Genomic DNA, 24,948 nt, shown 5'->3' on the forward strand with positions numbered 1-24,948 from the left:
ATGGCACCCACCCCGAAGGGACGCGCCACCTACCACCACGGTGACCTGGCCGCCGCGCTGGTGCAGACGACCCTGGAGATCATCGATGAGGTCGGAGTGCGCGGCTTCTCCGTGGCGGAGGCCGCGCGCCGCACCTGTGTGAGTCCCGGTGCGCCGTACCGCCACTTCAGCGACCGTGACGCGCTGCTCGCGGCCGCCGCCCTGGAGGTCTCGCGGCGGCTGCGGGCCATCTACCTGGACACGGTGGCCGACGTCGGGTCCGCCCAGGAGCGGCTGGCGACGGTGGCGGGCACCTTCGTACGCACGGCGGCCCGCTACCGCGGCGGGCTGGACATCCTCTTCGCGCCGGGGCTGCGGGCCACCCATCCGGAGCTACGGGACAGCAGCAGGGAGTTCGTGGACCTGCTGCTGCCCAGCGCCTTCGAGGTGGTCGCCCCGGGCGAGGCCGCGGTGACGGCCGTGGCGTTGCTCGACGCCCTGCACGCGCTCGCCCGCGGCTATGTCGCCCAATTGCTGGAAGGGAAGTTCGGCGATCCGGATGACGTGGTCGAGGAGGTCGCCATCCGGGCGACCCGGGCCGCGAGGGCGCTGGTGGCGGGCTACGGCGTGTCGTCCGGGCCGGTCTGCGAGGAGAGCCGGGACCGCTGACGGAGGGACAGAATTTCCCGTTCCGCTTCACGTTCTTCGTTCGGCGCGCATACCGTCGATGCGGAACGGATCGGAGGAACAGATGTCCCTGAAATCCGGTAAAGGCGCCCACCGGGCGCCTTCGCGTCTGCGCTCGCCCTACGCCATCGGCGGACTGGGAGTGGCGGTCACCGCCGCCGTCCTCGCCACCCTCGTACCGGCCACGGCCTCCACGACCGACCCCGCCCCCGACGCCGGCACCGGCCCGGCCCCCGCGGCGTCCGTCCCGCACCCCGAGCGGGACTGGATGGGCTCGACCATCGCCCGCCACGAGAAGACCGACCCCGGGGCCACGCCCCGGGCCACCAGAGCGGCCTCGGTGGAGGGCGTGGACGTCAGCGACCACCAGGGTTCGGTCGACTGGGCGGCCCTGTGGGACGACAACGTCCGATTCGCCTATGTGAAGGCCACCGAGAGCACGACGTACAAGAACCCCTCGTTCGCCTCGCAGTACAACGGCTCCTTCCAGCAGGGCATGATCCGCGGTGCATACCACTTCGCCCTGCCGGACCGTTCCAGTGGCACCCGTCAGGCGGACTTCTTCGTCGCAGGCGGCGGCGACTGGTCGGACGACGGCAAGACGCTGCCGCCCGTCCTGGACCTCGAGTACAACCCGTACGGAGCAACCTGCTACGGCCTGACCGCCTCCCAGATCGTGAACTGGATCGGCGATTTCACCGCGCGGGTCGAGCAGCGCACCGGACGCCAGCCGGTGATCTACACGACCACCGGCTGGTGGCAGACGTGCACCGGCGACAGCGCCACCTTCGCCGACCGCAACCCGCTGTGGCTGGCGCGGTACGCCACCACCCCCGGGCCGCTGCCGGCCGGCTGGAAGACCCACACCCTGTGGCAGTACACCTCGAGCGGGCCGCTGGTGGGTGACCACAACCGGTTCAACGGAAGCCTGGCGGGCCTCAAGGCGCTGGCCACGGGGTGAGGCGGCGGCGCTCAGCCGCCGAGCACACCGCCGACCCCGCCGAGCACCCCGTCCAGGGTGTCGCCGACACCGTCCACCAGTCCGCCCACCAGGCCCTTGCCCTGGTGGCCGCCCTGGCCGGGGCTCTGCGACGGCTGGCTGGGCTGCTGCGACGGGGTGGTCGGATCTGCGCTCGGGGTCGTCTCGCTCGGCGAAGAGGGCGAGGAGGGCACCTGGTCGTTCCGCTGCGCGGGGGCGGTGGGCGCCATGGTGGGCGCGGCCTTGGAGGGGGCCGCGTCCGGGGTGTCCGGGGCGGCGTGCCGCGGCGTGCCGGCGCTCCGGTCCGAACCGCCGCCCCCGGCGGGGGTGGCGGCGTCGGGGTGGTCGGAGATCAGCTTCGGCTTCGTGGACTCGCTGGGCGAGACATGGCTCTGCGAGGGCGAGTGATCGGCGGTGGGCTCGACGTCGTCCGGCGCCTCCGCCTGCTGTGCGCTCACATCGGAGCGGGCCTCGACGGACTTGTCACCGCCGAGCGTCGAGTGGAGGCCGAAGGCTATGGTTCCGGCCACTCCGAGGGCAGTGGCCGCCTTGAGCGTCGTGGTGCGCGCCTGCTGTGCGGCAGTCGGTCGGCTGTGTCGACCCATTTCGCTGGTCTCCCCGTTATGGCATGGGTTGGGTGGGGTGCCCCGGAAGCCCGATTCCCAGCGGAACTGATGTCCGACGCACACGTGTTACAGAGTAAAGAACGAGCCAGATGATAACCACCGTCCCCCGGTGTACGGCCATCCGTGCACCGGGGAACGTGTGTTCCTGGCTAGCGCGCGGCCTTAAGGATAGAAGTCGCGCGGACGGCCCTTGCCGTCCTTGAGCTTCCCGAGCAGGCTCGCCGGGTACTCGATGGCCCAATAGCTCACCGCGGCGGCGGCCACGGCCACCACCAGCACGATGACCACGGCCAGCGGGAAGCCCGACTGGCCGTCGGGCGGCAGCAGCCCCGCGTTGTACAGGCCCAGCATGATCGGCTCATGCCAGACGAAGAGGCTGTAGCTGGCGAGGCCGACACCGGTGAGCCAGCGAGGCGTGAGCCATGAGTGCCACCGCCCCTGCCGCCGCACATGGATGGTGCTGTACAGCAGCAGCATCCACAGCAGGGCGGACAGCGGATGGTAGAAGGTGGTGGGGAAGTCCTCCGCCTCCGTACCGGAGAAGGACAGCACATACAGCCCCACGAGGGCGGCCGCCCGCAGCGGGATCGCCACCTTCGCGTCCAGCCGTCCGCGGTCGCCGAGGGCGACCATCGCCACGGCGAGGCCCATGCCCGTGGCGAACCCGCCGAAGCGGGCCTGCGGTCCGAAGTACACCGGCCATTCGGTGTGCGGGATGTCCAGCCCGTACCGGGCGACCGCGATCCAGATGAACGGCCCGATGTACAGCAGGGCGCATCCCACGGCGCACACCGCCACCCGGGAGGCCCTCCGGCGCAGCGGACGGCAGGCGCGGACGGCCAGCGGGCCGAGTCCAACCAGTGCCACATAGAACATGATTTCCAGCGACAACGACCAGGTGGGGCCGATGGTGTAGAAGATCTGCTCCTGGTCGAAGACCTGGGTGAAGGTGAGATGGTGCACCAGATCGGACCACTCGCCGGGCAGGGTGGGATTGCGGGTGGCCCAGATGAACGTCACCGCCAGGAAGTACAGCGGGACGATCCGGATGGCCCGCCGGAAGAGGAAGACCCGGCCGGGCCGGGTCGAGCCCCCCTCGATCGCCGCCCGTGCGTAGGACAGCGTCAGCAGATACGCGGACAGCACGAAGAAGAGGTCGATGACCTCCAGCGACACCAGCGCGTTCGCGTACCGGTTGGGCACCGGTGAGTGGGCGCCGTCCCGGTCGTAGACGAAGTACTGCTGCCAGACGTGGAAGACGACGGTGAGAAGCGCCGCCATTCCCCGCAGGCCCTGGATCTCCTGGCTCATCCGGTTCCGCGCGGGCGCGCTCCTGGCGGGCGTGCCGTTGACCGCCCGGGGCGCGGTGGTGGACGCGATGGTCGTGGACACCGTGCTCATGTCCGCTTCACCGCCTTGTCACCGGGGCGCGGGGTGACCCGCCACTGGCGGTCCCGCAGCACCTCCTTGAGGAGCGACTGCCGGGCCACGATGTTCTTGAAGTGGCTGTAGAAGACGGTGGACACCACCAGATACCGCCAGAACCACGCCTTGCGGCGGCGCAGTTCGGGCACCGCGAGCCGCCACGCGAACAGCGCCTGCACCAGCCCGGCGGAGAGCGTGAACAGGGTGGCCAGCAGGCAGACCGGCACCGCCCAGTCGAGATGGTCCACTCCCCCGGCCCGCCACGCCGAGTACAGCAGTACGGGCAGGATCTGCAGGGTCAGCCACGGCTGGATCTCCCGCCACCCCAGCAGCACCAGCAGCCCCGCCTTCTGGCGGGTGGTGAAGGCCGGGGAGCGCAAGCCCCGCCACAGGTACTTCAGCGACACCTGGAGCCAGCCCTGGGCCCAGCGCGACCGCTGGTTCCACAGCGCCTTGAGGGTGGTGGGCGCAAGTTCGCGCGAGATGAGCGTGCGGTCGGTGGCGATCCGGGCGCGCTCGTGCAGGGCGCGCATCGTGGAGTCGATGTCCTCGGTGAGCATCGTGCCGTGCATCCGGGTCCGGGCGAGAAGATCGGTGCGCCAGAAGCCGTTGGAGCCGCCGAAGACACCGAAGGTGTAGAGCCGGGTCCGGCCGGGGTGGCTGACGGCGTAGATGGCCTCGAACTCCACGCCCACCAGCTTGGAGACCCAGGAGCTCTCGCCGTTGCGGATCACGCAGTGGCCCTGGACCACGTCATAGCCGTTCGACAGCCAGTGCCAAGCGTGCTGGAAGGCGTCGGGCACCGGGTGGTGGTCCGCGTCGAAGATGCCGACGAACTCACCGCGCACCCGGGTGACCGCCGCGTTGACGTTCTGTGCCTTGGAGGTGCTGCCCGCCACCGGCATCAGCACCAGCCGCGGGTCGCGGCGGGCCATCTCGCGCAGGGTCTCCTCGACGGGCATGGGGTGCGGCGTGTTGTACGCGAGCACGATCTCCAGCTCGTTGGGGTACTCCAGGCGCAGGAAGGACTCGATGGTGTCGACGATGGTCGCGGCCTCATTGGGCAGATACGCGGCGATGACGGCGCTGGCCGGTGGATACGGCTGCGCGGGCCGTTCGGGCCGGGGTTTGGCGTCGAGCGAGAAGAGGCACTCCAGCACGATCAGCGCGGCGGAGAGCACCAGGCCGGACACCACGACCCAGTACGCGGCCGAGCCGACGTCCCAGCCCAGTTCGTACATCTGCTGGTAGAAGACGAACGGGATGCCCACCCCGAAGAGGAGCACCAGGACGGGCGAGAGCGCCGACAGCAGGGTGCGGAGCGCGGTGGCGAGGGTACGGCGGCTGCGCCGGTGGGTGCCGCGCATCCACGCCGCGTACTTGACCGGCCGCAGATCCCGGTGGCGGATCGACTCCTCGACCGCGTTCCGGGCGTTGGCGACGGCCTGGGCGCGGTCCGCGCAGTCGGCCAGCGGGGTCCATCCGATCGCCGGGGTCAGCCGCACGTTCTCATCGGCCACCACGAAGCGGGTCCCGGCCACGGCGTTGGCGAAGTTCTGCAGTTCGCGGCGCGCGGTGTCCTCGTCCACACCGGGCATCAGCATCAGCAGATGGCCTTCGTCGTCCCAGCCGAGCCGGTCGCAGACGCCGCCCAGCTTCTCGGCCACTCCCGCGAGACGTTCGGCGACCTCACGGCGCACCCGCGGCCCCAGCCGGGCCTCGAGGGCGGCGATCTCGGCCACGCCCACCATGCCGACGACGCCACCGGTACGGCTGTCGTCGACCCGCTTGAGCTCCCGGTCGAGCTCGCCCAGGAAGTGGGGCTGGGAGTACAGGCCGGTGCGCGGGTCGAGCAGCAGGTTCTCGACGGGGACCGGGACCCGGCGCAGCTTGGCCTCGATCCGGGCGGAGAGCTCGACGGGGTCGGAGGTCTCCGCCACGCAGTCGTCGGCGCCGCCGCGCAGCATGTCGGCGACGCCGGTGGGGCCGGGGTCGGAGGTGACCATCAGCAGGGGGAGGGCCCGTCCCGCCGGGACGGCGCGGACCTCGCGTATCACGTCCAGTCCGTCGTCGACGTCGTCCAGGGCGACGATCGCGTCCGGCGGGGAGTGCCGCATCTGCCGGCTGACATCGCCGGGCTCCGCATGGCTCACCTCATGCCCGGTCGAGACGAGTGTCCGGGTCAGCCGGTCGAGCCTGGGGCCCGGTTCGCCAACCGCCAGCACATGCCCGCTCTGTCCCGCCACGCCGCCGCGGGCGGCGGGCACGGGTTGCTGGGGTTCGCGTGATCGTGGGTGGTGCGAAGTAAGCACCTGAGGGGTTCCTTTCGTGGGGGGTGCGTCACCGAACGGGCCGTGGGCACGCGGACGTTCCGGCCGGGGTCACGAGAGACCACATGGCCGGACGGACCACGTGGTCATGACAGACCGCGTGGCCATGGCAGACCACGTGGCCCGCAGGCCCATGCACAGGTGCAGGCGCCTACGGGCAGGCCGGAGGACGGCGTCGCCGGGAAAGCCTGGGCGATCCGCCGTTCGGTGAGTGGTGAGAGGCGGCTACGCCGCGACCGTGACCGATCCGCGCGGGGAGAGGTGAGATCTCCGGCGGGGTCTCGGACAGACGGGCACGACGGCGGCGGGGATCACGCGGACGTGCTCCAGCGAATTGCGCATTAGGTCCCATCCTGTTCGGATCGTGGGGGGCGGACCGAACATCACCAGTGCGGGACGACCGATCTTTTGGGCTGACCGGTCGGAATCCCCAGTCTCATCGATCACTACGGAACCACACAACACATCGAAGTAACACTCTCATTAACCGATGAGAGAGTTCCGTTCGCCCACCGATCGACCCCGGCCACGCCCAACTCCCCCGCGACACCGAGGCGTCGGCGCCCTGTCGGTACCGCGTCGGCGGCTCGTCGGCGCGTCATCGACCCGGCGTCGGCGCCGCGTCGGTGCGGTGTCGGTGGCTCCGGCCAGTCTTTTCCGAGGCACCACATTCGGTGGTTGAATTCGGAAGGGACAACACCATGCGGAATGCACGGGTTCTGATTTCCGGGGCCAGTATCGCCGGGCCCGCGCTCGCCTACTGGCTGGATCGTCATGGTTTCCAGGTCACCGTCGTGGAGCGCGCCGCGCGCCCGCGTCCGGGCGGGCAGGCGATCGACGTACGGGGCCCGGCGCTCGAGGTGTGCGAGCGGATGGGCGTACTGGAGGAGGTCCGGGCGCACCGCACCGGGCTGCGCGGCATGTCGATGGTCGACGACGACGGAAAGGAGCTGTTCAGCACCACCGAGCGGACCGCGAGTGGCGGGGATCTCAACAGCTCCGACATCGAGATCCTGCGGGACGATCTGTCCTCGGTGCTGATGGCCGCGGGCGGCGACGGGATCGAGTATCTCTTCAACGATTCGATCGCCTCGCTCGTCCAGGGGCCCGACGAGGTGGCGGTCACCTTCCACCGGGGCGGTGCACGCGCCTTCGACATCGTGATGGCGGCCGACGGGGTGCACTCCTCCACCCGGGCGCTGGTCTTCGGCCCGGAGGAGGACTTCCTCCGCCATCTGGGGGGCTATCTGGGCGTGTGGACGGTGCCGAACTATCTGGGCCTCGACCGCTGGGAGGTCATCTACCAGATGGCCGGGGACGTCTGGGGCGGCATGATGATGAGTGTCCGCGACAACACCGAGGCCCGGGTCTACATCGGCCTCGACTCCCAGGAGCCGCCCGCCACGCTCCTCGGCTCCCGGTCCGTCTCGGAGCAGAAGCAGCTGGTCGCCGAGCGGTACAAGGACGCACGCTGGGAGATGCCACGGCTGCTGGAGTACATGTGGGGCGCGCCGGACTTCCACTTCGACGCGACGGCCCAGATCCACATGGACTCCTGGTCCCGTGGCCGGGTGGCTCTGGTCGGCGACGCCGGCTACTGCGGCTCACCGGCGTCCGGACAGAGCACCAGCGTGGCCATGGTCGGCGCCTATGTCCTGGCGGGCGAGCTCAAGGCCGCGGGCGGCGACCACACCGCGGCCTTCGCCGCCTACGAGCGCGAGCTGCGGGGCTATGTGGCGGCCAATCAGCAGCTCGCGCTCGACAACATGGCCCGGAAGGAGGCGCGGGAGTCGTCGGCCGGGCAGGAGCCCGACACCAACCCGACCAATATCGACGACAGCTTCTACGAGGTGGTCAACTCCTACCCCCTCAAGGACTACTGACCCGGCCCGGCGGCCCTGGCCGGGACAGCAGCCGTGGCCGGGCCAGGAGCAGAAGCCGTGACCGGGCCAGGACCGGGCTAGGACACCACGTCCTTGCGGCCGAAGCCGCGGAAGGCGAACGCGATGAGCACCAGGGCGTACGCGACGGACACCGAGACGCCCTTCAGCATTCCGCCCCACTCCATGTGGGGCTGGAGTGCGTCCGCCCACGCGAACTGCCAGTGCGCGGGCAGGAAGTCGCGCCATGAGCCGAGCGCGGTGACCGCGTCCAGCACATTGCCCACGATCGTGAGCCCCACCGCGCCGCCCACCGCGCCCAGCGGCGCGTCCGTGACCGTCGAGAGCCAGAACGCCAGGGCGGCCGTGACCAGCTGGGACAGGAAGATGTACAGCACCACCAGGGCCAGCCGGACGAGGGCGTCCCCGACCGGCAGTTCACCGCCCGTGGGCATCCGCAGCGGCCCCCAGCCGTACGCCACGGTGCCCACCACGAGCGCGACCAGCGGCAGCAGCACCATGGCGGCCGCGCTGAACACCAGGGCCACCGTCAGCTTGCTCACCAGCAGCCGGGCCCGGGGCACGGGCGCGGCCAGCAGATAGCGCAGCGAGGACCAGCTGGCCTCGGAGGCGACGGTGTCGCCGCAGAACAGCGCGACCGGCACCACCAGCAGAAAGGCGGCCGAGACGAACAGCGCGGTGGCGGCGAGGTTGGCGCCGGAGGCGGTGGCCGTGGTCATCAGGGTGACCCGGTTCTCCCGTCCCTCGGGGGTGCCGCCGATGGCGAACGCGATCACGAGGACGATCGGCAGCAGGGCCAGCACCAGGCCCATCACCAGGGTCCGGCGACGGCGCAGCTGCCGTACGGCCTCGACCCGCAGCGGCAGGGTGTGGCCGGCCCGGTAGCCGGGCGCGACCTCGGTGACCTGCGACAGGGAGTTCACGCGGATCCTCCTCCGATCAGCGTCAAGAAGGCGTCTTCGAGGCGCCGGTTGGGCCCGAAGGCGGTCACCGGGATCTCCAGCCGCACCAGCTCGGCGAGCAGCCGCGCCGGGGTGGTCCCGTCGAGCTGGACGAGCAGTCCGTCGGTGGTGCGGCGGGCGGAGAGGACCCCGGGCAGCGCGCCCACCTTGCCCACCAGGGCATCGCTCAGCTCGCCGTCGTGGCCCACCAGCACACTGCCGCCGTTACCGGTGATCTCGCCGACCGGACCCGCCTGGATCAGCCGGCCGCGGTCCATCACGACCAGATGGGTGCAGGACTGCTCGACCTCCGCCAGGAGATGGCTGGAAACGATCACCGTACGCCCCGCGGCGGCGTACCGGATCATCACCTCGCGCATCTCACGGATCTGCGGGGGGTCGAGGCCGTTGGTCGGTTCATCGAGGATCAGCAGATCGGGCAGGCCCAGCATGGCCTGGGCGATGGCCAGCCGCTGCCGCATGCCCTGGGAGTAGGTGCGTACGGCACGCTCCAGCGCGCTGCCCAGGCCCGCGATCTCCAGGGCCTCCTCGATATGGGCGTCGGCGGCGGGGCGGCCGGTGGCCCGCCAGTACAGCTCGAGGTTGGCGCTGCCGGTCAGATGCGGCAGGAAGCCCGCTCCCTCGACGAAGGCGCCGACGCGGGAGAGCACGGGCGCGCCCGGCCTGATGGCCTGGCCGAAGACCCGGATCTCACCGTCGTCGGGGGCGATGAGCCCCATCAGCATCCGCAAGGTGGTGGTCTTGCCCGCGCCGTTGGGCCCGAGGAGCCCGAGCACCTGCCCCTTCTCGACGCGGAAGGACAGCTCGCGCACCGCGTAGCGGTCGGTGGACTTGGCGTAGCGCTTGCTCAGACCGGTGATCTGCAGGGGCACGTCGGCCAGTTCGGGGTCGGGCGGCGGAGTGGCCGTACGCCGCCTGCCGGTCAGCAGCAGCGCGAGCGCCACCACGGCCGCGCCGAGCGGCAGCCCCCACACCCATGCGGGCAGCGGGGCGGGCTGGGTGTGCACCCCGGGTGCGGTGGGCACCGTCAGACCGCCGTCCGCGAGCCCGACCGTGTAGGTGGCTGGCTCGTCCGGGGAGGCGTAGCCGAGGTCGGTGGAGGCGAGCACGAGCCGCAGCCGGTGACCCGCGATGAGCTCGTGGTCCACGGCGGGCAGCCGCACGGTGACGGTACGGCCCTGCTTGGCGCCGTTGACGCGCAGCGGCGCGACCAGCTGCTCGGGCAGCACCTGCTGTCCGTCCGGCCCCACGTCGTAGACCTTGGCGAAGAGCACGGCGTCGTCCGTGTCGGCCTTGACCCGCACCTTCACCTCGGGCGATCCGGTGATCCGCAGGGGGCGGTCCAGCGGCTCCGAGTCGAACCGGGCGAACTGGCCGGGAATGTCGAGGGAGAGGCCGACGCCGAGCGAGGACGCCTGGGACAGCCCGGCGATGCCCGGCACGGTGGAGATGGACGGCGGCCCCGCCCCGGGCGGGTTGGCGAACGACTGCTCGCGTCCGCGCAGCGCCACCTTCCGGCCGCCGTCGCCGAGGCCGGGGTAGCGGTCGCCGGTGGCGCCGCGCAGCTGGACGGCGCCGTTGGTGGTGTCGATGCCGCCGGTGCGGCTGACCCGGAAGGCGGGTCCGGTGTCGGTGCCCTTGTCGCCCTTGAGGTAGCGGTCGAACCAGGCGTCGGTGCGTGCCGCCACCCGCGAGGTCTCGCGGTCGCCGCCGTCATGTCCGCCGGCCGTCCAGTCGACGGCGACCGGCGCCCCGGCGGCCCGGATCGCCTTCGCCATGTCGTCGGCGTGGCCGAGCGGGAAGAGCGAGTCGGCCTGCCCCTGGAGGATCAGCGTCGGGACCTTGATCCGGTCGGCGACGGCGGACGGGCTGCGGGCCTCGAGCAGCCGGCGGGCGGCGGCGTCGGGCTTCCCGGCGACCGCGACCCGCTCGTACATCTCGCAGAGCTGTTTCTCGAAGCGGCCGCAGCCCTGGCCCCGGTCCGTCCTGGCCGCTCCCCCGCCGTCCGTGGCTCCGGGGTCCGTCCGGGCTCCTTGGCCCGCCCCGCCGTTCGCGCCCGACTGGCCGCCCTGGCCTCCCGGGCCCATCCCCCCGCTGCCGCCGCCCGCGCCGCTGGTGTCGCCCTGGCCGCCCTGAGCACCGCCGAAGGGGGCCGCGCCGGTGGTGAAGAACAGCCCGGCCCAGAGCTTCTTGTAGACGCCGTTCGGGAAGAGCGCGTCGGCGAGGTTCCAGTAGGTCATCTCGGGCGCGATGGCGTCCACCCTGCGGTCGTATCCGGCGGCGAGCAGGGAGATCGCCCCTCCGTAGGAGGCGCCGGCGACACCCACCCGGGGGTCGCCCTGCCGGTCGAGCCGCACCTCGGGACGTTTGGCCAGCCAGTCGATCAGCCGCCGGACATCGGCCACCTCGTGGTCCGGGTCATTGAGCCCGATCTTCCCCGTGGATCCGCCGAAGCCACGCGCCGACCAGGTCAGCACGGCGTATCCGTCGCGGGCCAGTTCCTCGGCGTGGTCGCGTACGTCCTCCTTGCTGCCGCCGAAGCCGTGGCCGAGCAGGACCGCGGGCCTTCGGCCGGTGCCCGCGGTGAAGTACGAGGTGTCGATGTGCGCCCCCGGCATGTCCAGCACGCGGTCCTGGCGGTGCACGGCCGGCCGGTCGCCGGAGGCGGCCACCGCCCAGGTGCCCGCCCCCGCGAGGAGGACCGCGGCGGCCACGGCGGCGACCAGGCGCCGGCCCCTCGGCCGGGTCTTTCGGAGATCCATGTCTGAAACCCTAAGAGGAGGAGTCAAACGCCGCGGCTGACACCAGACGGATTCTCGTCCACTCCCCTGGGAGTACCCGGACACCGTCCGTACACCCGGCGCGGTATGCCCCCGGCCGTGGCGCCCGGGCTTTTGGATCAGTCGGATGATGCTCCATAGGATGCGCCGGTGATCATAAAGAAACGTCTGGCGACAGGCGCGTTGGGGCTGCTCGCGGCCCTCGCCTGCGGCCTGATATCCCCTCCCGCCGCCATGGCCGGCGAACCGGCTCCCGACTCCCCCAAGGTCGAGCTGGTACTCGATGTCAGCGGCTCCATGCGGGCCCGCGACGTCGACGGCGACACCCGGATGGCGGCAGCGAAGCAGGCGTTCAACGAGGTGCTGGACGCCACACCCGAAGAGGTGCGGCTGGGTATCCGCACCCTCGGCGCCAATTACCCCGGCAAGGACCGTAAGGCCGGCTGCCAGGACAGCGAGCGGCTCTACCCGGTGGGCCAGGTGGACCGCACCGAGGCCAAGGCGGCCGTCGCCACGCTGCGCCCCACCGGCTGGACGCCCATCGGGCTCGCGCTGCGCGGCGCGTCCAAGGACCTCTCCGACGGCGAGGGGACCCGCCGGATCGTGCTGATCACGGACGGCGAGGACTCCTGCGGTCTGCCGGACCCGTGTGACGTGGCCCGGGAACTCGCCGCCCAGGGTACCCACCTGGTCGTCGACACGCTCGGGCTGACGCTGGACCGCAAGGTCCGCGAGCAGCTCAGCTGCATCGCCGAGGCCACCGGCGGTACGTATACCGCGATCCAGCACCGGGACCAGCTCTCCAGCCGTATCAAGCAGCTGGTCCGGCGCTCCGCCGACACGCCCGTGGAGACGCCCACGCCGGTGCGGGGCGCCGCGCAGTGCGCGAAGGCCCCGTACCTGGGCTCCGGCCTCTACAGCGACCGGGAGAGCTTCGGGGAACACCGCTGGTACCGGATGCGGGTGGCGCCCGGTCAGGAGCTGCGGGCCTCGGCGAGCGTGGCCGTGGACCGTGCCGTCGACCGGGACTACGGCGTGCTGGTGCGGGCGGTGACCCCGGGCGGCCGGGAGCTGGTGCGCGGCAGCGAGGCGGGCAGCGGCCGTACGGACGTCATCTCCAGCGGGCTGCGCTATCCGGTCGCGGATGTGGACGACGACGAGGACGGGACGGCGCGGACGGTGTGCCTGGAGCTGAGCCAGTCGTTCTCCGCGCCCGCCTCCGTCAAGCGCGCTCCGGGCCTTCCGGTGGAGCTCGCCGTCGACGTGGTGGGCAACGACGATCCGCCCGCCGACGTGGCCGCCTTCGGCCTGGGCCGCGGCTGGGTGCTGCTGGGCGTGCTCACCGTGGGCGGGCTGCTCGTGGGGTTGCTGTGGGGCTGGCTGGCCCGCTGGCGTGTCACCGTCTGGAGGTCCAACTGATGCGAGCCCTGCGTACCCTGGGCACCGCGCTCACCCTGTGCGCCGCCGCCTGGCTGACCGCCGCCGCACCGGCCGTCGCGGACGGTAAGGACGGCACGGACGGCAAGAGCGGCACGGAGGCGCCCACCGAGGCGGGGACGAGCTTCCGTACCGCCACCGAACTCGAGCCCGGTCAGCAGGCCACCGCGGCGGCCTCCACCGGCGACTATCTGTACTGGGTGTTCCCGGCCGCCGCCGGGCAGGTCCCCGAGGTGGAGGCGGAGCTGAAGCTGCCCGACGCCTCGAGCCGCCATGGCAGCGCCACCTGGCAGCTGGATGTCTACGACGGTCTGCGCCGCCATCAGCCGTGCGCCTCGGGCACTCCGGCGCGCCGGGCGGGCCAGCAGGACCAGACGGTCACCGTGAGCTGCACCCTGCGCCAGGTGCGGTCCTGGTCCGAGCGCTGGGCCAACGACCCTCTGCAGGGCGCGTATTACGTGCGGCTCACCGTCGTCGATCTGCCCGCCCAGGACCTCGGGCTGCCGATCGACACCGAGGTCGAGGCGTCCGTACGGGACGCGGGCGGGGCGCGTGCCGACGGCGGGGACCTGACGCCGCTCAATCCGGTGCTGCGGGCCGGAACGGCCCCGGGGACGGATTCCGAGCCGCCGGACGACGACACGGCCTCGGATTCCCCGGACGACAAGGGCGGGGACATTCCGCACGCGGTCGCCGAGCCGGAGGACGGCTGGGGCTCCGGATGGTGGTCGGACCGGTGGGTGTGGACCGTGATCGGTGCGGCGCTGGCGGCGCTCGCCGGGGTGGGCGGCTACACCCTCACCCGCGGGCCGCGCTCTCCGGGCCGCCCGCCGATCGGACCCGGATCCGACATCTGACCCGATGTCCGGAATCGGCGCGGGGTCCGCACGACGGTCGTGCGGGCCCCGCGCCGCATCGGGCCCCGGCGGCCCGGCCCCTCAGGAAGCTCCCGGGAAGCCGCCCGGACGCTCAGGAATAGTCCTTGCCCATGAGCTGTCCAAAGCCTTCGGGATCCGCGTCGAATCCACGAATAGCGCTCTGAATTCCCCATTCCCCCGCGTCGTCCCGGGTGAATACAGCGACCGTGGCGGAAGTGGCTTCTGAGACACCGGTGAAGTCACTCGCCATGAGTTCGGTGTATCCGTTGAGAATCCGGACGCTGGTGTTCGGGACATGCCCGAACGTCTTCCGCCCCGAACCCTGCTGGATGGTTATCCCGACGACCACCCGCGTGTATTCGGACGACAGCCGTTCGAGCTCGAGGGTCATGGACTCGTCGGTGCCGAGGCCCTGACCGGTGCGGCTGTCCCTGTTGAGGTTGATGGTGCCGTCCGGTGAGCGGCTGTCGAAGTGGACGAGGTACGCGGGCGCACCGTACGGATCGGCGGCGCGGTACGTCCCGGCCACGATGTCGAGATCATGGGGCGGCTCACCGAGCGGACTCGGATCCCACTTGAGTGCCACCTCGGCTTTCTGAAGCCCCTTGTTGAGACCAGTCACCCGGACTTCCCTTCCCTCGAACCGTGCGGATTTGAATGCGCGTGGCGTCAAGCCTATCGCGGGCAGGGCGAGTTGAGGATTTTTCCACAGCCGCGTGCGGAGCCCCGCCGAGGGGTCTCTACTATGGGCCTCCGTACTAACGGCGGAAGGAAGCGTCCATGCGACGGTTGGGGGAGCTCGAGGCGGAGATCATGGACCGCCTCTGGGCTTGGCGGCGTCCCACGACGGTGCGGGAGATCGTGGACGACATCAACGAGCACCGCCCGGTCGCGTATACCACGGTGATGACCGTCGCCTCCATCCTCTACAACAAGGGCTGGCTGCTGCGCGCCAAGGAGGGCCGCGCATGGGTGTACTCACCGGTCCGCAGCCGCGAGGAGTACACCGCGGCGCTGATGGAGGACGCCCTCGGCACCAGCGAGGACCGCTCCGCCGCCCTCACCCACTTCGTCGAGCAGATGGGTCCCGAGGAGGTCAGCGCGCTGCGCAAGGCCCTGCGGACCGCGGGGCGGCGGACCAAGGCGTGACGGCCGCCCTCGCCCTGGCCTGCTACGCCGCCGTGGTCGGCTCGGCGGCCCCGAAGGCGCTGGCGCGCAGCGCCTGGCCGCATCGCGCACCCGCCTTGGCGGTTGCCGTTTGGCATGGGTTGGTCCTGTCGTTCACCATCGCGCTCGCTCTGACCACTTATCACCTCGTCACCCCAACTTGGCATCTTCATAATGGAATGTCCGGCTTGCTCCGGTTCTGCGGATTGACACTGAACGCCCGAATCCCCGGCACGGACCCGATCGGCGTTCCGGCCATCGCCCTACCGGCCTCGGTGGCGCTGGTTCCGCTCGTCTGCTTCGGCCACGAGGTGCTGCGGGCCCGGCGCGCCCGCGCCCGCCACCGGGGCGTTCTGGACATGGTCGGCCGGCGTTCGGCCCGGCTGCGCGCCACCGTGCTGGACCATGACATGCCCGCGGCGTACTGCCTGCCCGGCCGCAGGCCGCGGATCGTGGTGAGCGCGGGCGCGCTGCGGCTGCTCTCCCCCGCGCAACTGGAGTCCGTACTGGAGCATGAGCGCGCGCATATCGCGGGCCGCCACCATCTGGCGCTGGCGGCCACGGAGGCGTTCGCCCGGACCTTCCGGTGGCTGCCACTGGCGCGCGAGGCCAGGGCACAGACGGCGCTCCTGCTGGAGATGGCCGCGGACGACCGCGCGCTGCGCCGCCATCCGCGCCAGGCGCTCGTCTCCGCCCTCTACACGATGGCGGCGGGCCACGCCCCCCACGCCCCCGGCGGAGCCTTCACCGTCGGCGGACCGGGCGCCGTGGTCCGGCTGCGGCGGATGCTGGACGCCCGGCGGCGCCCGCACCCGGCGCTGTGCGGCCTGGCGGCGGCGGTCGCGGTGGGTTTACCGCTGCTGCCACCCCTGCTGGGCTGCGCCCCCGGGATGTAGCGCCCCAGGCACGCCTCAGGGCCCCGCCCCGGACCATGCGGCCCGCCCCGGGCCGTACGGGGCGACCGCGGGGCCCGGGGCGGGTTGTGACGCGACTCAGAGCCGGTCGAGCAGGGTCCGCAGGGTGGCGACCTCGGTGGACTGGTTCTTCACGACGTCGTCGGCGAGCTTCTTGGCCTTGGCGTTACGGCCGTTCTTCTTCTCGTCCTTCGCCATGGCGATCGCGCCCTTGTGATGGTCGATCATCATGCTCGCGAAGGCCCGGTCGAAGGCGGGCCCCTTGGCGGCCTCGAGCTTCCGCATGTCCTCCTCGGACATCATTCCGCCCATGGCGCTCTTACCGTTCGCACCATGGTTCATTCCGGGCATCTCGTCCGAGAACGCCTTCTCCGGTTCGCCCCAGCCCTTGAGCCAGGACTTCAGGGTGACGATCTCCGGGTCCTGAGCCTTCTCGATCTGCCCCGCCAGGCTCTTGATCCGCGCGTTCGACGCCCGGTCGTCGGCCAGTCCGGCCATCTCCAGGGCCTGCTCATGATGCGGGATCATCATCTGCGCGAAGCTGACGTCCGCGTCGTTGAACGCGCCCGCGGCGGAGCCCGCGGTCGCCTTGGACGTGGCGGACTCCTTCGCGCCCGTGTGGTCCATGCCCTTCATGTCGTCGTTCCCGCCACAGCCGGCGAGCAGCAGCCCTCCGGCGGCGACGGCGCCCACGAGCGCGAGACGGCGGTGGAGCGGCCAGTGCGGCACACGCGTGAATGCGGTCATGTCGATATACCTCTTTTTGCCGAGTGTTGACTGTCCCATGGGGCGTACCGGCGCTTTACGCGCGGTTCGGCCTATATCCGCAGGACAGACAGGGCAGTGAGGTCGGGGCCGGGCGAGGGAGGATCGGGCCGCGCGACGACGGGCGCCACCACGGGGATTCTCAGCGGCGGACCGCTCCGGCGGGTGAGCACTGCGCGCAGAAGCGCCCCGAGCACCCAGACGCCGAGCACCGCGACGCACAGCGAGGCCATGTCCATACCGGTCATGGGTTCGCACGGCTTGGTCTCGGGCGCGGCCGGGGCGTGCGCGGCCCCGGCGGGCGGGGCGGGAGCGGCCCACTGCGGCCCGGTGCCGGTGGCGGCCGTACCGCCGCCGTACGGCCCGGGGTCGCCGCTGTACACCCTCGGGTCGCCGTTGTACGCCGCGGGGTCGCCGTTGTACGCCGCGGGGCGCATCTCACCGGGCGCATGGCGCGCCGAGTGCGTCATGCCCGAGCCGGAGCCGCCGTCGGGGTGGCCCAGGGTGTGCATGACGAAGGCCCCGAGCGCGAGCACGACGACGAGCAGAAGCCGCGGAAGGACTCCGTCCGCGCGCATGCTCCCGTCGGTGGCCACCGTCGCTCCTCGGGGTCGGTGTGATCTCTCTCGGAACCACACCCTACTCCTAATGTCATTAGTACGTGCGCGACCCCCTCCGAAAGCCCCCGGAGGCGCTCAGCCCTCCCGCATCGCCAGCCTGGCCAGCATGTTCTTCGCGTCGTCGACGACCTGGGCGTCCGCGACCACCTCATAGCGCGCGGCCACGATCTGGCTCCGGGAAGAGAAATCGCGCCGCCCTCCGGTCATGGCGTGCCCGACGAAGCCGAAAATCGCCCCGAACACCGCGCCGTAGACCAGACCGCTCACCAGCAGCACGATCACGTTGTGGGCGCCCGCCGCGAACACCGACAGCAGCAGCCCGATCAGCAGCCCGAACCACGCCCCCGTACCGGCACCCGCGAGCGCCGCGCGGCCCCTGGTCAGCCGCCCGAGCACGGTCTCGACCATCCGGAGGTCCGAGCCGATGATCGCCGTATGTTCCACCGGGAACTTGTTGTCGGCCAGGAAATCCACCGCGCGCTGGGCGCCGGCATAGGTCGGGTACGAGCCGACGACCGTGCGGTCGACCACCTCCGACGGCGGCTGCTGGGTCATCGCTGACTCCCTCCGTCAAGGAGAGCGTGCGCCCGCGCCTGCCCCCTCGCAACGGGAGAGGCGCGGGAGAAGGGCGGAGAAACCCGCCGAGGGCCCGCGCTGCCGGATATCCGGAACGGCCACCGCGGCTCTCCGTGGAACATTTCCCCGGCACTCTTCGCCCGTCAATTCCCACCCGGTCCGGCATCGCGATTCCCGGAAGCCTCCGGTTCCTTTCCGCCGAGCGGAGCGGAAAGGAACCGGAGGCGCGACGGACCTTACGGGTATCAGCCGCAGGCGGCGCGGTCGGTGCGGTCGGTGCGGTCGGTCCGGATGAGGGAGCGCACCATCCGGCAGGTGGTGTCGGACGGCGGGTGCACCCCGATCCGGGCGGCCGTGGTGCGTATCTTGCGGTTGGACGCCTGCTCGGGGCGGTAGACACCGGAGTTGAGCAGCGCGATGGCCAGGCGCATGGCCTTCAGACGGCGGTTGTGGGACTCGTACCACTCACGCGGGCGCCCGGCCGGCATCCGCTTCTTCGGCAGGGTCGGAAAGGTCGGAAGATCCTGAAGAGGGGGTCCGGCAACGGCCATCGGCAACCTCCTGAGTTGGTCGGGAAACCTTCCCTTCAACTCCCTCCATTCTACCGCCGGGTACTGACAAAGGCCCCTGGTCAGACCCCGTTCCAAGGCGATTTCGCGATACCGTGTGCGGCATGGAGATCTGGATCAATCCGGCATGCTCGAAGTGCCGTAGCGCGCTCACCCTGCTCGACGCGGAGGGCGCCGGTTACACCGTGCGCCGCTATCTCGAGGACGTACCGAGCCAGGACGAGATCCGCGCGGCGCTCGACCGGCTCGGGCTGGAGCCGTGGGACATCACCCGGACCCAGGAGGCGGCCGCGAAGGAGCTGGGCCTGAAGGACTGGCCGCGTGAGGAGGGCGCACGGGACCGCTGGATCGCGGCGCTCGCCGAGCACCCCAAGCTGATCCAGCGGCCCATCATCACGGCGGACGACGGTTCGGCCGTGGTGGGGCGCACCGAGGAGGCGGTGCGGGAGGCGCTGTCCCGGTCCCGCGGCTGACCTCGGGGCCAGGCCGCGGGAGCACGCCACAGGGCCGCTGAAACGCCCCGGCGCCCCGTGTCGTACACGGGGCGCCGGGGCGTACACGAGGCGCCGTGTCGTACGTGGTGCTCGGCGCCTCGGACCGGGCCGACTCAGCGGATCCGCGGTGCGTCCTGCTGCGGGCGCAGCAGGAACCGCTGCGTCTTACCGCTGGAGGTCTTCGGCAGCTCGGCCACGAAGTGCACCTGCCGCGGATAGGCGTGCTTGGCGTACCGCTCCCTGACCAGCTGCTGCAGCTCGGCCGCGAGCTCGTCGCCCGTCTCGATCCCCGGGCGCGGCACGACGAACGCCTCCACGACCTCGCCGTATTCGTCATCCGGTACGCCGACCACGGCGGCCTCCGCCACCGAGGCGTGCTCCAGCAGCACGGTCTCCACCTCGAAGGGGCCGATGCGGTAACCCGCCATCAGGATGATGTCGTCGCCGCGCCCGGAGAAGAACAGATGGCCCTCCTCGTCGCGGGCGGCGGTGTCACCGGTGTAGAACCAGCGCCCGTCGGGGCTGAACTTCTCGGCGGTCTGCTCGGGGGCGTCACGGTAGCCCTTGAACCACATCAGCGGGCTGTCGGCGATGTCCACCACGACCCGTCCGGGGATGTCCGCGCGGGCCAGCGCGGAGTTGGTGTCCTCGCGCAGCACCTTCACGCTCCAGCCGGGCAGCGGACGGCCCATGGAGCCGGGCTTGATCTCTTCGCGCAGGTCCGGGTGCCAGGCATGGGCGACCACCATGCCCAGCTCGGTCGAGCCGTAGTGGTCGCGCACGGGGACGCCGAGCGTCTCGAGCGCCCAGTCGACGACGTCCGGGGGCAGCGGTTCGCCCGCCGCGGAGCAGCAGCGCAGCCGCAGCCCGGCGGGGGCGGGGATGCCGGAGGCGCGCAGCTTGCGGTAGACGGTGGGCCCGGCGGCGAAGTTGGTGACCCCGAAGCGGGAGAGCACCTCCCAGGTGGACTCCGCGGAGAACAGGCCGTTCAGCAGCAGTCCGCGCTGGCCGAGGGCGAGGGGCCCGATGAGCGCGTAGTACAGGCCGTACGCCCAGCCCGGGTCGGCGGCGTTCCAGAAGACGTCGGCGGGCCGGTGGTCCAGACCGAACCGCTGGTACGTGGCGAAGCCCGCGACCGCCCGCAGCGGGATCGGGACGGCCTTCGGCGTGCCCCCGGTGCCCGAGGTGAACAGCTCCACGATGAGGCCGTCGCCACCCACGGCCGCCGGCTCGGACAGCGGGTCGTGCCCCTCGGCCAGCTCCGCGAAGGACAGATCGGCCCCGGTGACCGGTCCGGTGGTGACGATCCGCCAGGGGCGCTCGCCGGGGAAGCCCGACTCCGGGTCCAGCTTGGGACGTTGGTCGGCGTCGGTGATCACGACCTTGGTGTCATTGCCCGTGATCCGCAGCGCGATGGCCGGCGGGGCGAACGCGGTGAACAACGGCACCTGGACGGCCCCGAGCCGCCAGATCGCAAGGCTCGCGACCAGCAGTTCGGCGGATTTGCCCATCAAGGTGGCGACGCGGTCGCCCACTCCGACTCCCAGGGCGGCCAGGGCACCGGCCATGCGCGAGGAACGGTCACGAAGCTCCCCGTACGTCATGTCATGGCCGGTCATGTCCTTGCCCACCACAGTGAACGCGACGGCGTCGTCCGGGTGCCTGTCGCACAGCAGGTACGCGGTATTCGCCGCCTGCTCACCGAAGGTCTTGAGCAGGTCAGCCATGCGCTGTTCCGGGCTGGTCAAGAGGGCTCCTAGTGCTGGTATCCACGAGTCGCGCCGGACGGGAGGGGGCCGGTGCCCTGCTTCGGGCGAGCGCGGACGCACCTCGGGGGCGCGGGCGCACCTCGCCTTCCGGGGTGGGCTGTTCCCGGGTTGTGCTGACGAAGTCCCAGGCGGCGGCAGCTCCCGTTGGCCGGTACACGCTATCGCGCTTTCCAACCGGCCCGTCAGCCGTCCTCCGGTACCGGGACCGGGACGGCGTCCGTGGGCCGGAGCGGGGGGTGGCGGGCGACGGGCGGAGGCGAAGGCCCCGGACGTCCCGACGCACTTCGGCGGTCCCAACGCACTCTTACGTCCCGAGGCACTCTGGCGTCCCCCCTTTCCCCGTCCTACCTTTGGGCAGCGGTAGGCATACCGCTCGCACGGCTTGTCATGTCTGAGCTCCGAGACGCCCGACACGAGGTGAGCCTTGATCCTCCCCCGAAGACCCGTCGGCCGGTTGACCGTCGTCGCCACCGTCCTCGCCACCGCGGCGGCCATCGCCGCCGGACCCGCGCGGGCCACCCCCGACGGCACACCGTCGGCAGGCCCCGCCCGGCCGTCGCTGGTGCGGCCGATCGATCCGCAGCAGTGGCGCAACCCCGACGACATGACCTGGGCCGACTACCGTGCGGTCCCCGGTACCCACTGGGCGGACCCCGCCGTCAAACCCACCCAGCGCACCTTCAAGGGCGCGCTGGTGCTGCTGGACTATCCGGACGAGGAGTTCACGGTCAGCCGGCCGGCCGGGTCCACCCTGTTCGGCAATCCGCAGCCGAGCGCCTCCGGTATCCCGCGCGACCGCCTCCCGCGCTTCTACCAGGACTTCCTCAACACACCGGGGCCGCTGAACAACGGTCACACCATCAACGAGTACTGGATGGAGGACTCCGGGGGCCGCATCGGGGTCGATCTGACCGCCTTCGGTGTGTACCGCATGCCGGGCAAGTCCTATCAGTACGGCGTCGAGGACTCGATGAACCCGGGCGCCTGCCCGGCCGGGGACACCTGCGGCAAGGACATCCGCGAGGACGGCAAGGCCGCCTGGGTGGCCGATGTCGGCGCCGACAAGGCGGACTCGTTCGACTTCGTCTTCTATCTCACCGCCGGACAGGACGAGTCGTCCACCTGGCAGGAGTTCGGCCCGATGAAGTTCCCGGGCGCACCGGACATACCCGCCGCCTGGGGGCCACCGGCCGCCGCGGACGACAACTCCGCCCGGACCCGCTATGTGCCGTGGACGTCCTGGCAGGCCGCCGCCCGTATCTGGCCCAACGCCGCCGACGGGTCGTCGGTGCAGGCCGAGAGCTCCGGCATGGCCGTGTACGCCCATGAGCTCAGCCACATCCTGGGCATCGGGGACAACTACAACAACCCGTACGGCACCCCCCTCAGCCGTTCGTACACCGGTATCTGGAGCATGCTCTCGCGCGGCTCCTTCAACGGCCCCGGCGGACCGCACACCCGCTGGCAGATCCCCGCCACGGCCGGGGGCTCGATGGGCTCCCAGCATGTGCTGCGTGACAAGCTGAAGCTCGGCATCGTGGACGAGAAGAACGTACTGCGGCTGGACCGCGACGCGCTCAAGAGCTCCGGCCTCGTCGTCGCCAGGGTCACGGCACGCTCGGCGCCACCGGGCGAGAAGGGACTCTCCGGGGTCAACATCGCCATGGGCGGCGATCTGTCGGAGCCCTGCGACAACGGCACCGACCCGCTGTGCGACGGCGGCGGCTACGACAACTACACCGTCGAGGTCGTCGACCGCATGGGGATGGATTCGTTCACCCCGGATCACGGGGTGCTGCTGGCCAAGACCAAGAACAAGGACCGGGCGCCGTTCGCCTGGGTGGTCGACGCCCACCCCGAGGACATCGGCCTGGTGGACTTCCGGCGTCCCGACGGCACCGACCAGAAGATCACCATGGGCGACTACCGGCAGCTCAGCGATGCGCTCTTCCACGCCGGAGCCGACTCCGGCAGCCAGTACGAGTACATCGACCGGGCGAACCGGCTGCACTTCTACGTGCTCGGCCTCAAGCGCGACAGGTCCGGAGTGCTCTCGTACACCATCGCCGTGAAGTCCCTCGACGGCGCCGGACCGCCGCGCCGCGGAGTGGCCCTGCACCGCGGCGAGGCCAAGGGGGATCCCTCCCGCTCCCGGGCCATGTGCACCTTCGGCCTCGACAACACCGGACGCGCCACCGGGGCCCGGGCGACGGCTCCGGCCACGTCGATGGATTCGGATGTCTACCGGCTGTCGGCGAGGACGGTCGGCCGGGGCTGGTCCGCCTGGCTACCCAACCATCTCGCCACCGCCAGGGCCGGTGAATCGGTGGATGTGGAGGTCGCCGTGGCCGCGAAGAAGGGCGCCGACCGGCGGGGCGCGGTCGTCCTCACCGCCCGCTCCGAGAGCGATCCGCATCGAACCGCCAAGGCGCTGTGCCGGCTGTCGGGTCGCCGGTAGGGCGACGGGTGACGGCCCGCCGGAACTCGGCGGGCCGTCCCCGTTCGGCGGGCCCAGTCCGCCGACTGTCTTCCGCCGACGGCCCTACTCCACCGACGGTCTTCCGCCGGCGGTCCTACTCCGTCTCGTCGGCCGCGGTCTGGATCGGCACCCGGAGGGTGTCGGGCTCACAGCCCGCCGTACCGGCGATGATCCGCGCCGCTCCCTTGGTGAGTGGCACCAGGCTCTGCTCGTCCACCTTGTCCGGGGTGTCCCGCGGATCGAAGATGTACATGGGCGTGGTGATCAGCTGCACCAGCGGCACACCCGTGTAGTAGAAGTAGGCGCCGTCGGTGGCCGGGTTCGGCGCGAAGGCGGTCGGCGACAGGATCCACGAGCGGCGCAGGTCCTCCGCCGCCAGCGACTCGGCCACCAGCTCTTCCAGCTGGGGCGCCTGGGTGGTGAACCACCAGCGCACCTCGGGGTCGTCGGTGGGCACGACCTCCCCGTCGACCACCTCGGCCTGGCGTGCGGCGTGCTCCAGATGCATTTCGAGGACGACCTGGGGGAACAGCTCGGGGTGCGCCGCGATGAACGCCTGGGTGCCCGCGGCGCCCGCCATATGGCCGGACGTCAGTACGAACAGCATGTTGTGCGGGCGCAGTTCCTCGGGCACCGACGCCCAGAACTTCGCCTGCGCCAGGACTAGCGCCACCCCGGAGGCGTCCTCCACGGCGGATGCCCAGGGACCGTCGTGGTGTGAACCGACGATCACCCAGTGGTCGGAGGCGCCGGGCAGGGTGCCCACCACATTGTGGGTGGTCTCCTCGGTGATGGTGGCATCGGAGACGATCCGGCCCTCGCACTCCCCCGACGCCATCAGCTCGCGGACCCGCTGCCCGTCCTTGCCGCTCAGCCAGATGCCGGGGATGGAGCGCCGCTCGGCGTCATAGGGCCAGTAGAAGTCGCTGGTCTCCCAGGGCAGCCCGGTGAGCAGGCCGACGTAGGCCGTGGCGCCGTCCTTGACGGCGATGTCGAAGTCCAGCACATGGGGGAGGTCGAAGGGCACGGTCTGGACGAGGTCGGGGAAGACGCCCTCGGGGTCGTAGGAGCCGGTGGCCCGGGCCTGCACCTCGGTCTGCGGCAGCCGGGTGAAGCCGATCTCCTGGACCGCGATGGAGCCCCGCACCTCCCCGTCCTCCATCCGCACCAGCGGGCCCTCGGTGCCCTCGGTCGGGGTGGTGTACGGAAGGGCGAGTCCCTCGAAGCGGATGACCTCGTCGGGCCGGCCGGTGGGCCAGATCTCGAAGGCGGCGGACCGCGGCCGCCAGATGGGCGTGTCCAGCGGCTCGAGCCGTACGTCCTCCAGGCCCGTCTCCCGGAATTGTTCGGCGGCCCACTCCTCGGTCCAGCCGTCGGCCGGATAGCCCGCCCGGCGAATGCCCTGGCTGACGATCAGTTCGATCCAGGCCATCATCTCCTTCGAGGTGGGGGCACGATCGATGTACTTCTCCAGCTCCGGCCAGCCGCTCATCGTCATCCTCCGCATCGCCATGGTCGGCATTCATGGTCGGTGGGCGGGCTAAAGCTGGGCTAATGCGAGGCCAGCGCTCTTCTTTTTCTCGTTCGGGAGGCGGCCACGCCTCGTCCGGG

Annotated in this window: 21 protein-coding genes; 9 read left to right on the forward strand and 12 right to left on the reverse strand. The window is 71.3% G+C overall.

Annotation, left to right across the window (positions count from 1 at the left end):
* Together LIV37_RS05590 and LIV37_RS05595 are read left to right on the forward strand one after the other, a co-directional pair.
* A complete protein-coding gene (locus LIV37_RS05590) occupies positions 1–648 on the forward strand; it encodes a TetR/AcrR family transcriptional regulator (RefSeq protein ID WP_020866122.1) in 648 nt (215 codons plus the stop codon).
* Positions 649–730: 82 nt separating this feature from the next.
* Complete coding sequence (locus tag LIV37_RS05595; protein ID WP_020866123.1) at positions 731–1,627, forward strand: lysozyme; 897 nt, start codon at positions 731–733, stop codon at positions 1,625–1,627.
* An 11-nt stretch (positions 1,628–1,638) separates the two neighbouring features.
* Here the strand turns inward: LIV37_RS05595 and LIV37_RS05600 are convergent, their stop codons facing one another.
* The 3 genes from LIV37_RS05600 to LIV37_RS05610 all read right to left on the reverse strand — a co-directional run bounded on the left by LIV37_RS05600 (position 1,639) and on the right by LIV37_RS05610 (position 6,008).
* Positions 1,639–2,250, reverse strand: coding sequence for an extensin (locus LIV37_RS05600; protein ID WP_121825788.1), 612 nt, complete (start codon positions 2,248–2,250; stop codon positions 1,639–1,641).
* Between the two features lie 183 nt (positions 2,251–2,433).
* On the reverse strand, positions 2,434–3,672 hold the full coding sequence (locus tag LIV37_RS05605; RefSeq protein ID WP_020866125.1) for an acyltransferase family protein: 1,239 nt from the start codon (positions 3,670–3,672) through the stop codon (positions 2,434–2,436).
* Complete coding sequence (locus LIV37_RS05610; protein WP_121825787.1) at positions 3,669–6,008, reverse strand: glycosyltransferase; 2,340 nt, start codon at positions 6,006–6,008, stop codon at positions 3,669–3,671. Before LIV37_RS05610 ends, LIV37_RS05605 begins: the two co-directional genes overlap by 4 nt.
* A 719-nt stretch (positions 6,009–6,727) precedes the next feature.
* On the opposite strand from LIV37_RS05610, the gene LIV37_RS05615 reads away from it, so the two are divergent.
* Positions 6,728–7,909: an FAD-dependent monooxygenase gene (locus LIV37_RS05615; RefSeq protein WP_020866127.1), complete on the forward strand. Its 1,182-nt coding sequence runs from the start codon at positions 6,728–6,730 to the stop codon at positions 7,907–7,909.
* A 77-nt stretch (positions 7,910–7,986) separates the two neighbouring features.
* On the opposite strand, the gene LIV37_RS05620 is transcribed toward LIV37_RS05615, so the two are convergent.
* Positions 7,987–8,841, reverse strand: a complete 855-nt coding sequence (locus LIV37_RS05620; RefSeq protein ID WP_214663238.1) for an ABC transporter permease — start codon at positions 8,839–8,841, stop codon at positions 7,987–7,989.
* A gap of 5 nt (positions 8,842–8,846) precedes the next feature.
* Positions 8,847–11,651, reverse strand: coding sequence for an alpha/beta fold hydrolase (locus LIV37_RS05625; protein ID WP_020866129.1), 2,805 nt, complete (start codon positions 11,649–11,651; stop codon positions 8,847–8,849).
* A 168-nt stretch (positions 11,652–11,819) separates the two neighbouring features.
* On the opposite strand from LIV37_RS05625, the gene LIV37_RS05630 reads away from it, so the two are divergent.
* Positions 11,820–13,088, forward strand: a complete 1,269-nt coding sequence (locus tag LIV37_RS05630) for a VWA domain-containing protein (protein ID WP_121825786.1) — start codon at positions 11,820–11,822, stop codon at positions 13,086–13,088.
* A complete protein-coding gene (locus LIV37_RS05635) occupies positions 13,088–13,963 on the forward strand; it encodes a hypothetical protein (protein WP_020866131.1) in 876 nt (291 codons plus the stop codon). Before LIV37_RS05630 ends, LIV37_RS05635 begins: the two co-directional genes overlap by 1 nt.
* Before the next feature lie 112 nt (positions 13,964–14,075).
* Here the strand turns inward: LIV37_RS05635 and LIV37_RS05640 are convergent, their stop codons facing one another.
* The gene (locus LIV37_RS05640; RefSeq protein WP_214662974.1) at positions 14,076–14,657 is read right to left on the reverse strand and encodes a TerD family protein; all 582 of its coding nucleotides are present in this window, start codon (positions 14,655–14,657) and stop codon (positions 14,076–14,078) included.
* A 107-nt stretch (positions 14,658–14,764) separates the two neighbouring features.
* Between LIV37_RS05640 and LIV37_RS05645 the strand changes: the two genes are divergently transcribed.
* Together LIV37_RS05645 and LIV37_RS05650 are read left to right on the forward strand one after the other, a co-directional pair.
* A complete protein-coding gene (locus tag LIV37_RS05645) occupies positions 14,765–15,133 on the forward strand; it encodes a BlaI/MecI/CopY family transcriptional regulator (RefSeq protein ID WP_121825785.1) in 369 nt (122 codons plus the stop codon).
* A gap of 197 nt (positions 15,134–15,330) precedes the next feature.
* The gene (locus LIV37_RS05650) at positions 15,331–16,047 is read left to right on the forward strand and encodes a M56 family metallopeptidase (protein ID WP_309471135.1); all 717 of its coding nucleotides are present in this window, start codon (positions 15,331–15,333) and stop codon (positions 16,045–16,047) included.
* A gap of 96 nt (positions 16,048–16,143) precedes the next feature.
* Here LIV37_RS05650 and LIV37_RS05655 read toward each other — a convergent pair whose 3' ends face one another.
* From LIV37_RS05655 to LIV37_RS05670, 4 genes are all read right to left on the reverse strand, one after another.
* Positions 16,144–16,812 (reverse strand): DUF305 domain-containing protein, encoded by a 669-nt coding sequence (locus LIV37_RS05655; RefSeq protein ID WP_020866135.1) that lies wholly within the window; start codon positions 16,810–16,812, stop codon positions 16,144–16,146.
* Between the two features lie 71 nt (positions 16,813–16,883).
* Positions 16,884–17,426, reverse strand: coding sequence for a hypothetical protein (locus LIV37_RS05660; RefSeq protein WP_020866136.1), 543 nt, complete (start codon positions 17,424–17,426; stop codon positions 16,884–16,886).
* A gap of 99 nt (positions 17,427–17,525) precedes the next feature.
* Positions 17,526–18,005 carry a YflT domain-containing protein gene (locus LIV37_RS05665; protein WP_020866137.1) on the reverse strand — a complete coding sequence of 160 codons (480 nt, stop codon included), beginning with the start codon at positions 18,003–18,005 and terminating at the stop codon, positions 17,526–17,528.
* Between the two features lie 266 nt (positions 18,006–18,271).
* Complete coding sequence (locus LIV37_RS05670) at positions 18,272–18,577, reverse strand: hypothetical protein (protein ID WP_020866138.1); 306 nt, start codon at positions 18,575–18,577, stop codon at positions 18,272–18,274.
* Between the two features lie 122 nt (positions 18,578–18,699).
* Between LIV37_RS05670 and LIV37_RS05675 the strand changes: the two genes are divergently transcribed.
* Positions 18,700–19,068 carry an arsenate reductase family protein gene (locus LIV37_RS05675; RefSeq protein ID WP_020866139.1) on the forward strand — a complete coding sequence of 123 codons (369 nt, stop codon included), beginning with the start codon at positions 18,700–18,702 and terminating at the stop codon, positions 19,066–19,068.
* Between the two features lie 134 nt (positions 19,069–19,202).
* Here LIV37_RS05675 and LIV37_RS05680 read toward each other — a convergent pair whose 3' ends face one another.
* A complete protein-coding gene (locus tag LIV37_RS05680) occupies positions 19,203–20,837 on the reverse strand; it encodes an AMP-binding protein (protein WP_202979654.1) in 1,635 nt (544 codons plus the stop codon).
* Positions 20,838–21,282: 445 nt separating this feature from the next.
* Between LIV37_RS05680 and LIV37_RS05685 the strand changes: the two genes are divergently transcribed.
* Complete coding sequence (locus LIV37_RS05685; RefSeq protein ID WP_121825782.1) at positions 21,283–23,316, forward strand: M6 family metalloprotease domain-containing protein; 2,034 nt, start codon at positions 21,283–21,285, stop codon at positions 23,314–23,316.
* A 115-nt stretch (positions 23,317–23,431) separates the two neighbouring features.
* Here LIV37_RS05685 and LIV37_RS05690 read toward each other — a convergent pair whose 3' ends face one another.
* Positions 23,432–24,829, reverse strand: a complete 1,398-nt coding sequence (locus tag LIV37_RS05690; RefSeq protein WP_121826221.1) for a M28 family metallopeptidase — start codon at positions 24,827–24,829, stop codon at positions 23,432–23,434.
* Between the last annotated feature and the right edge of the window lie 119 nt (positions 24,830–24,948).

The organism is Streptomyces rapamycinicus NRRL 5491, from assembly GCF_024298965.1.
GTDB classification, from domain to species: Bacteria; Actinomycetota; Actinomycetes; order Streptomycetales; family Streptomycetaceae; genus Streptomyces; species Streptomyces rapamycinicus.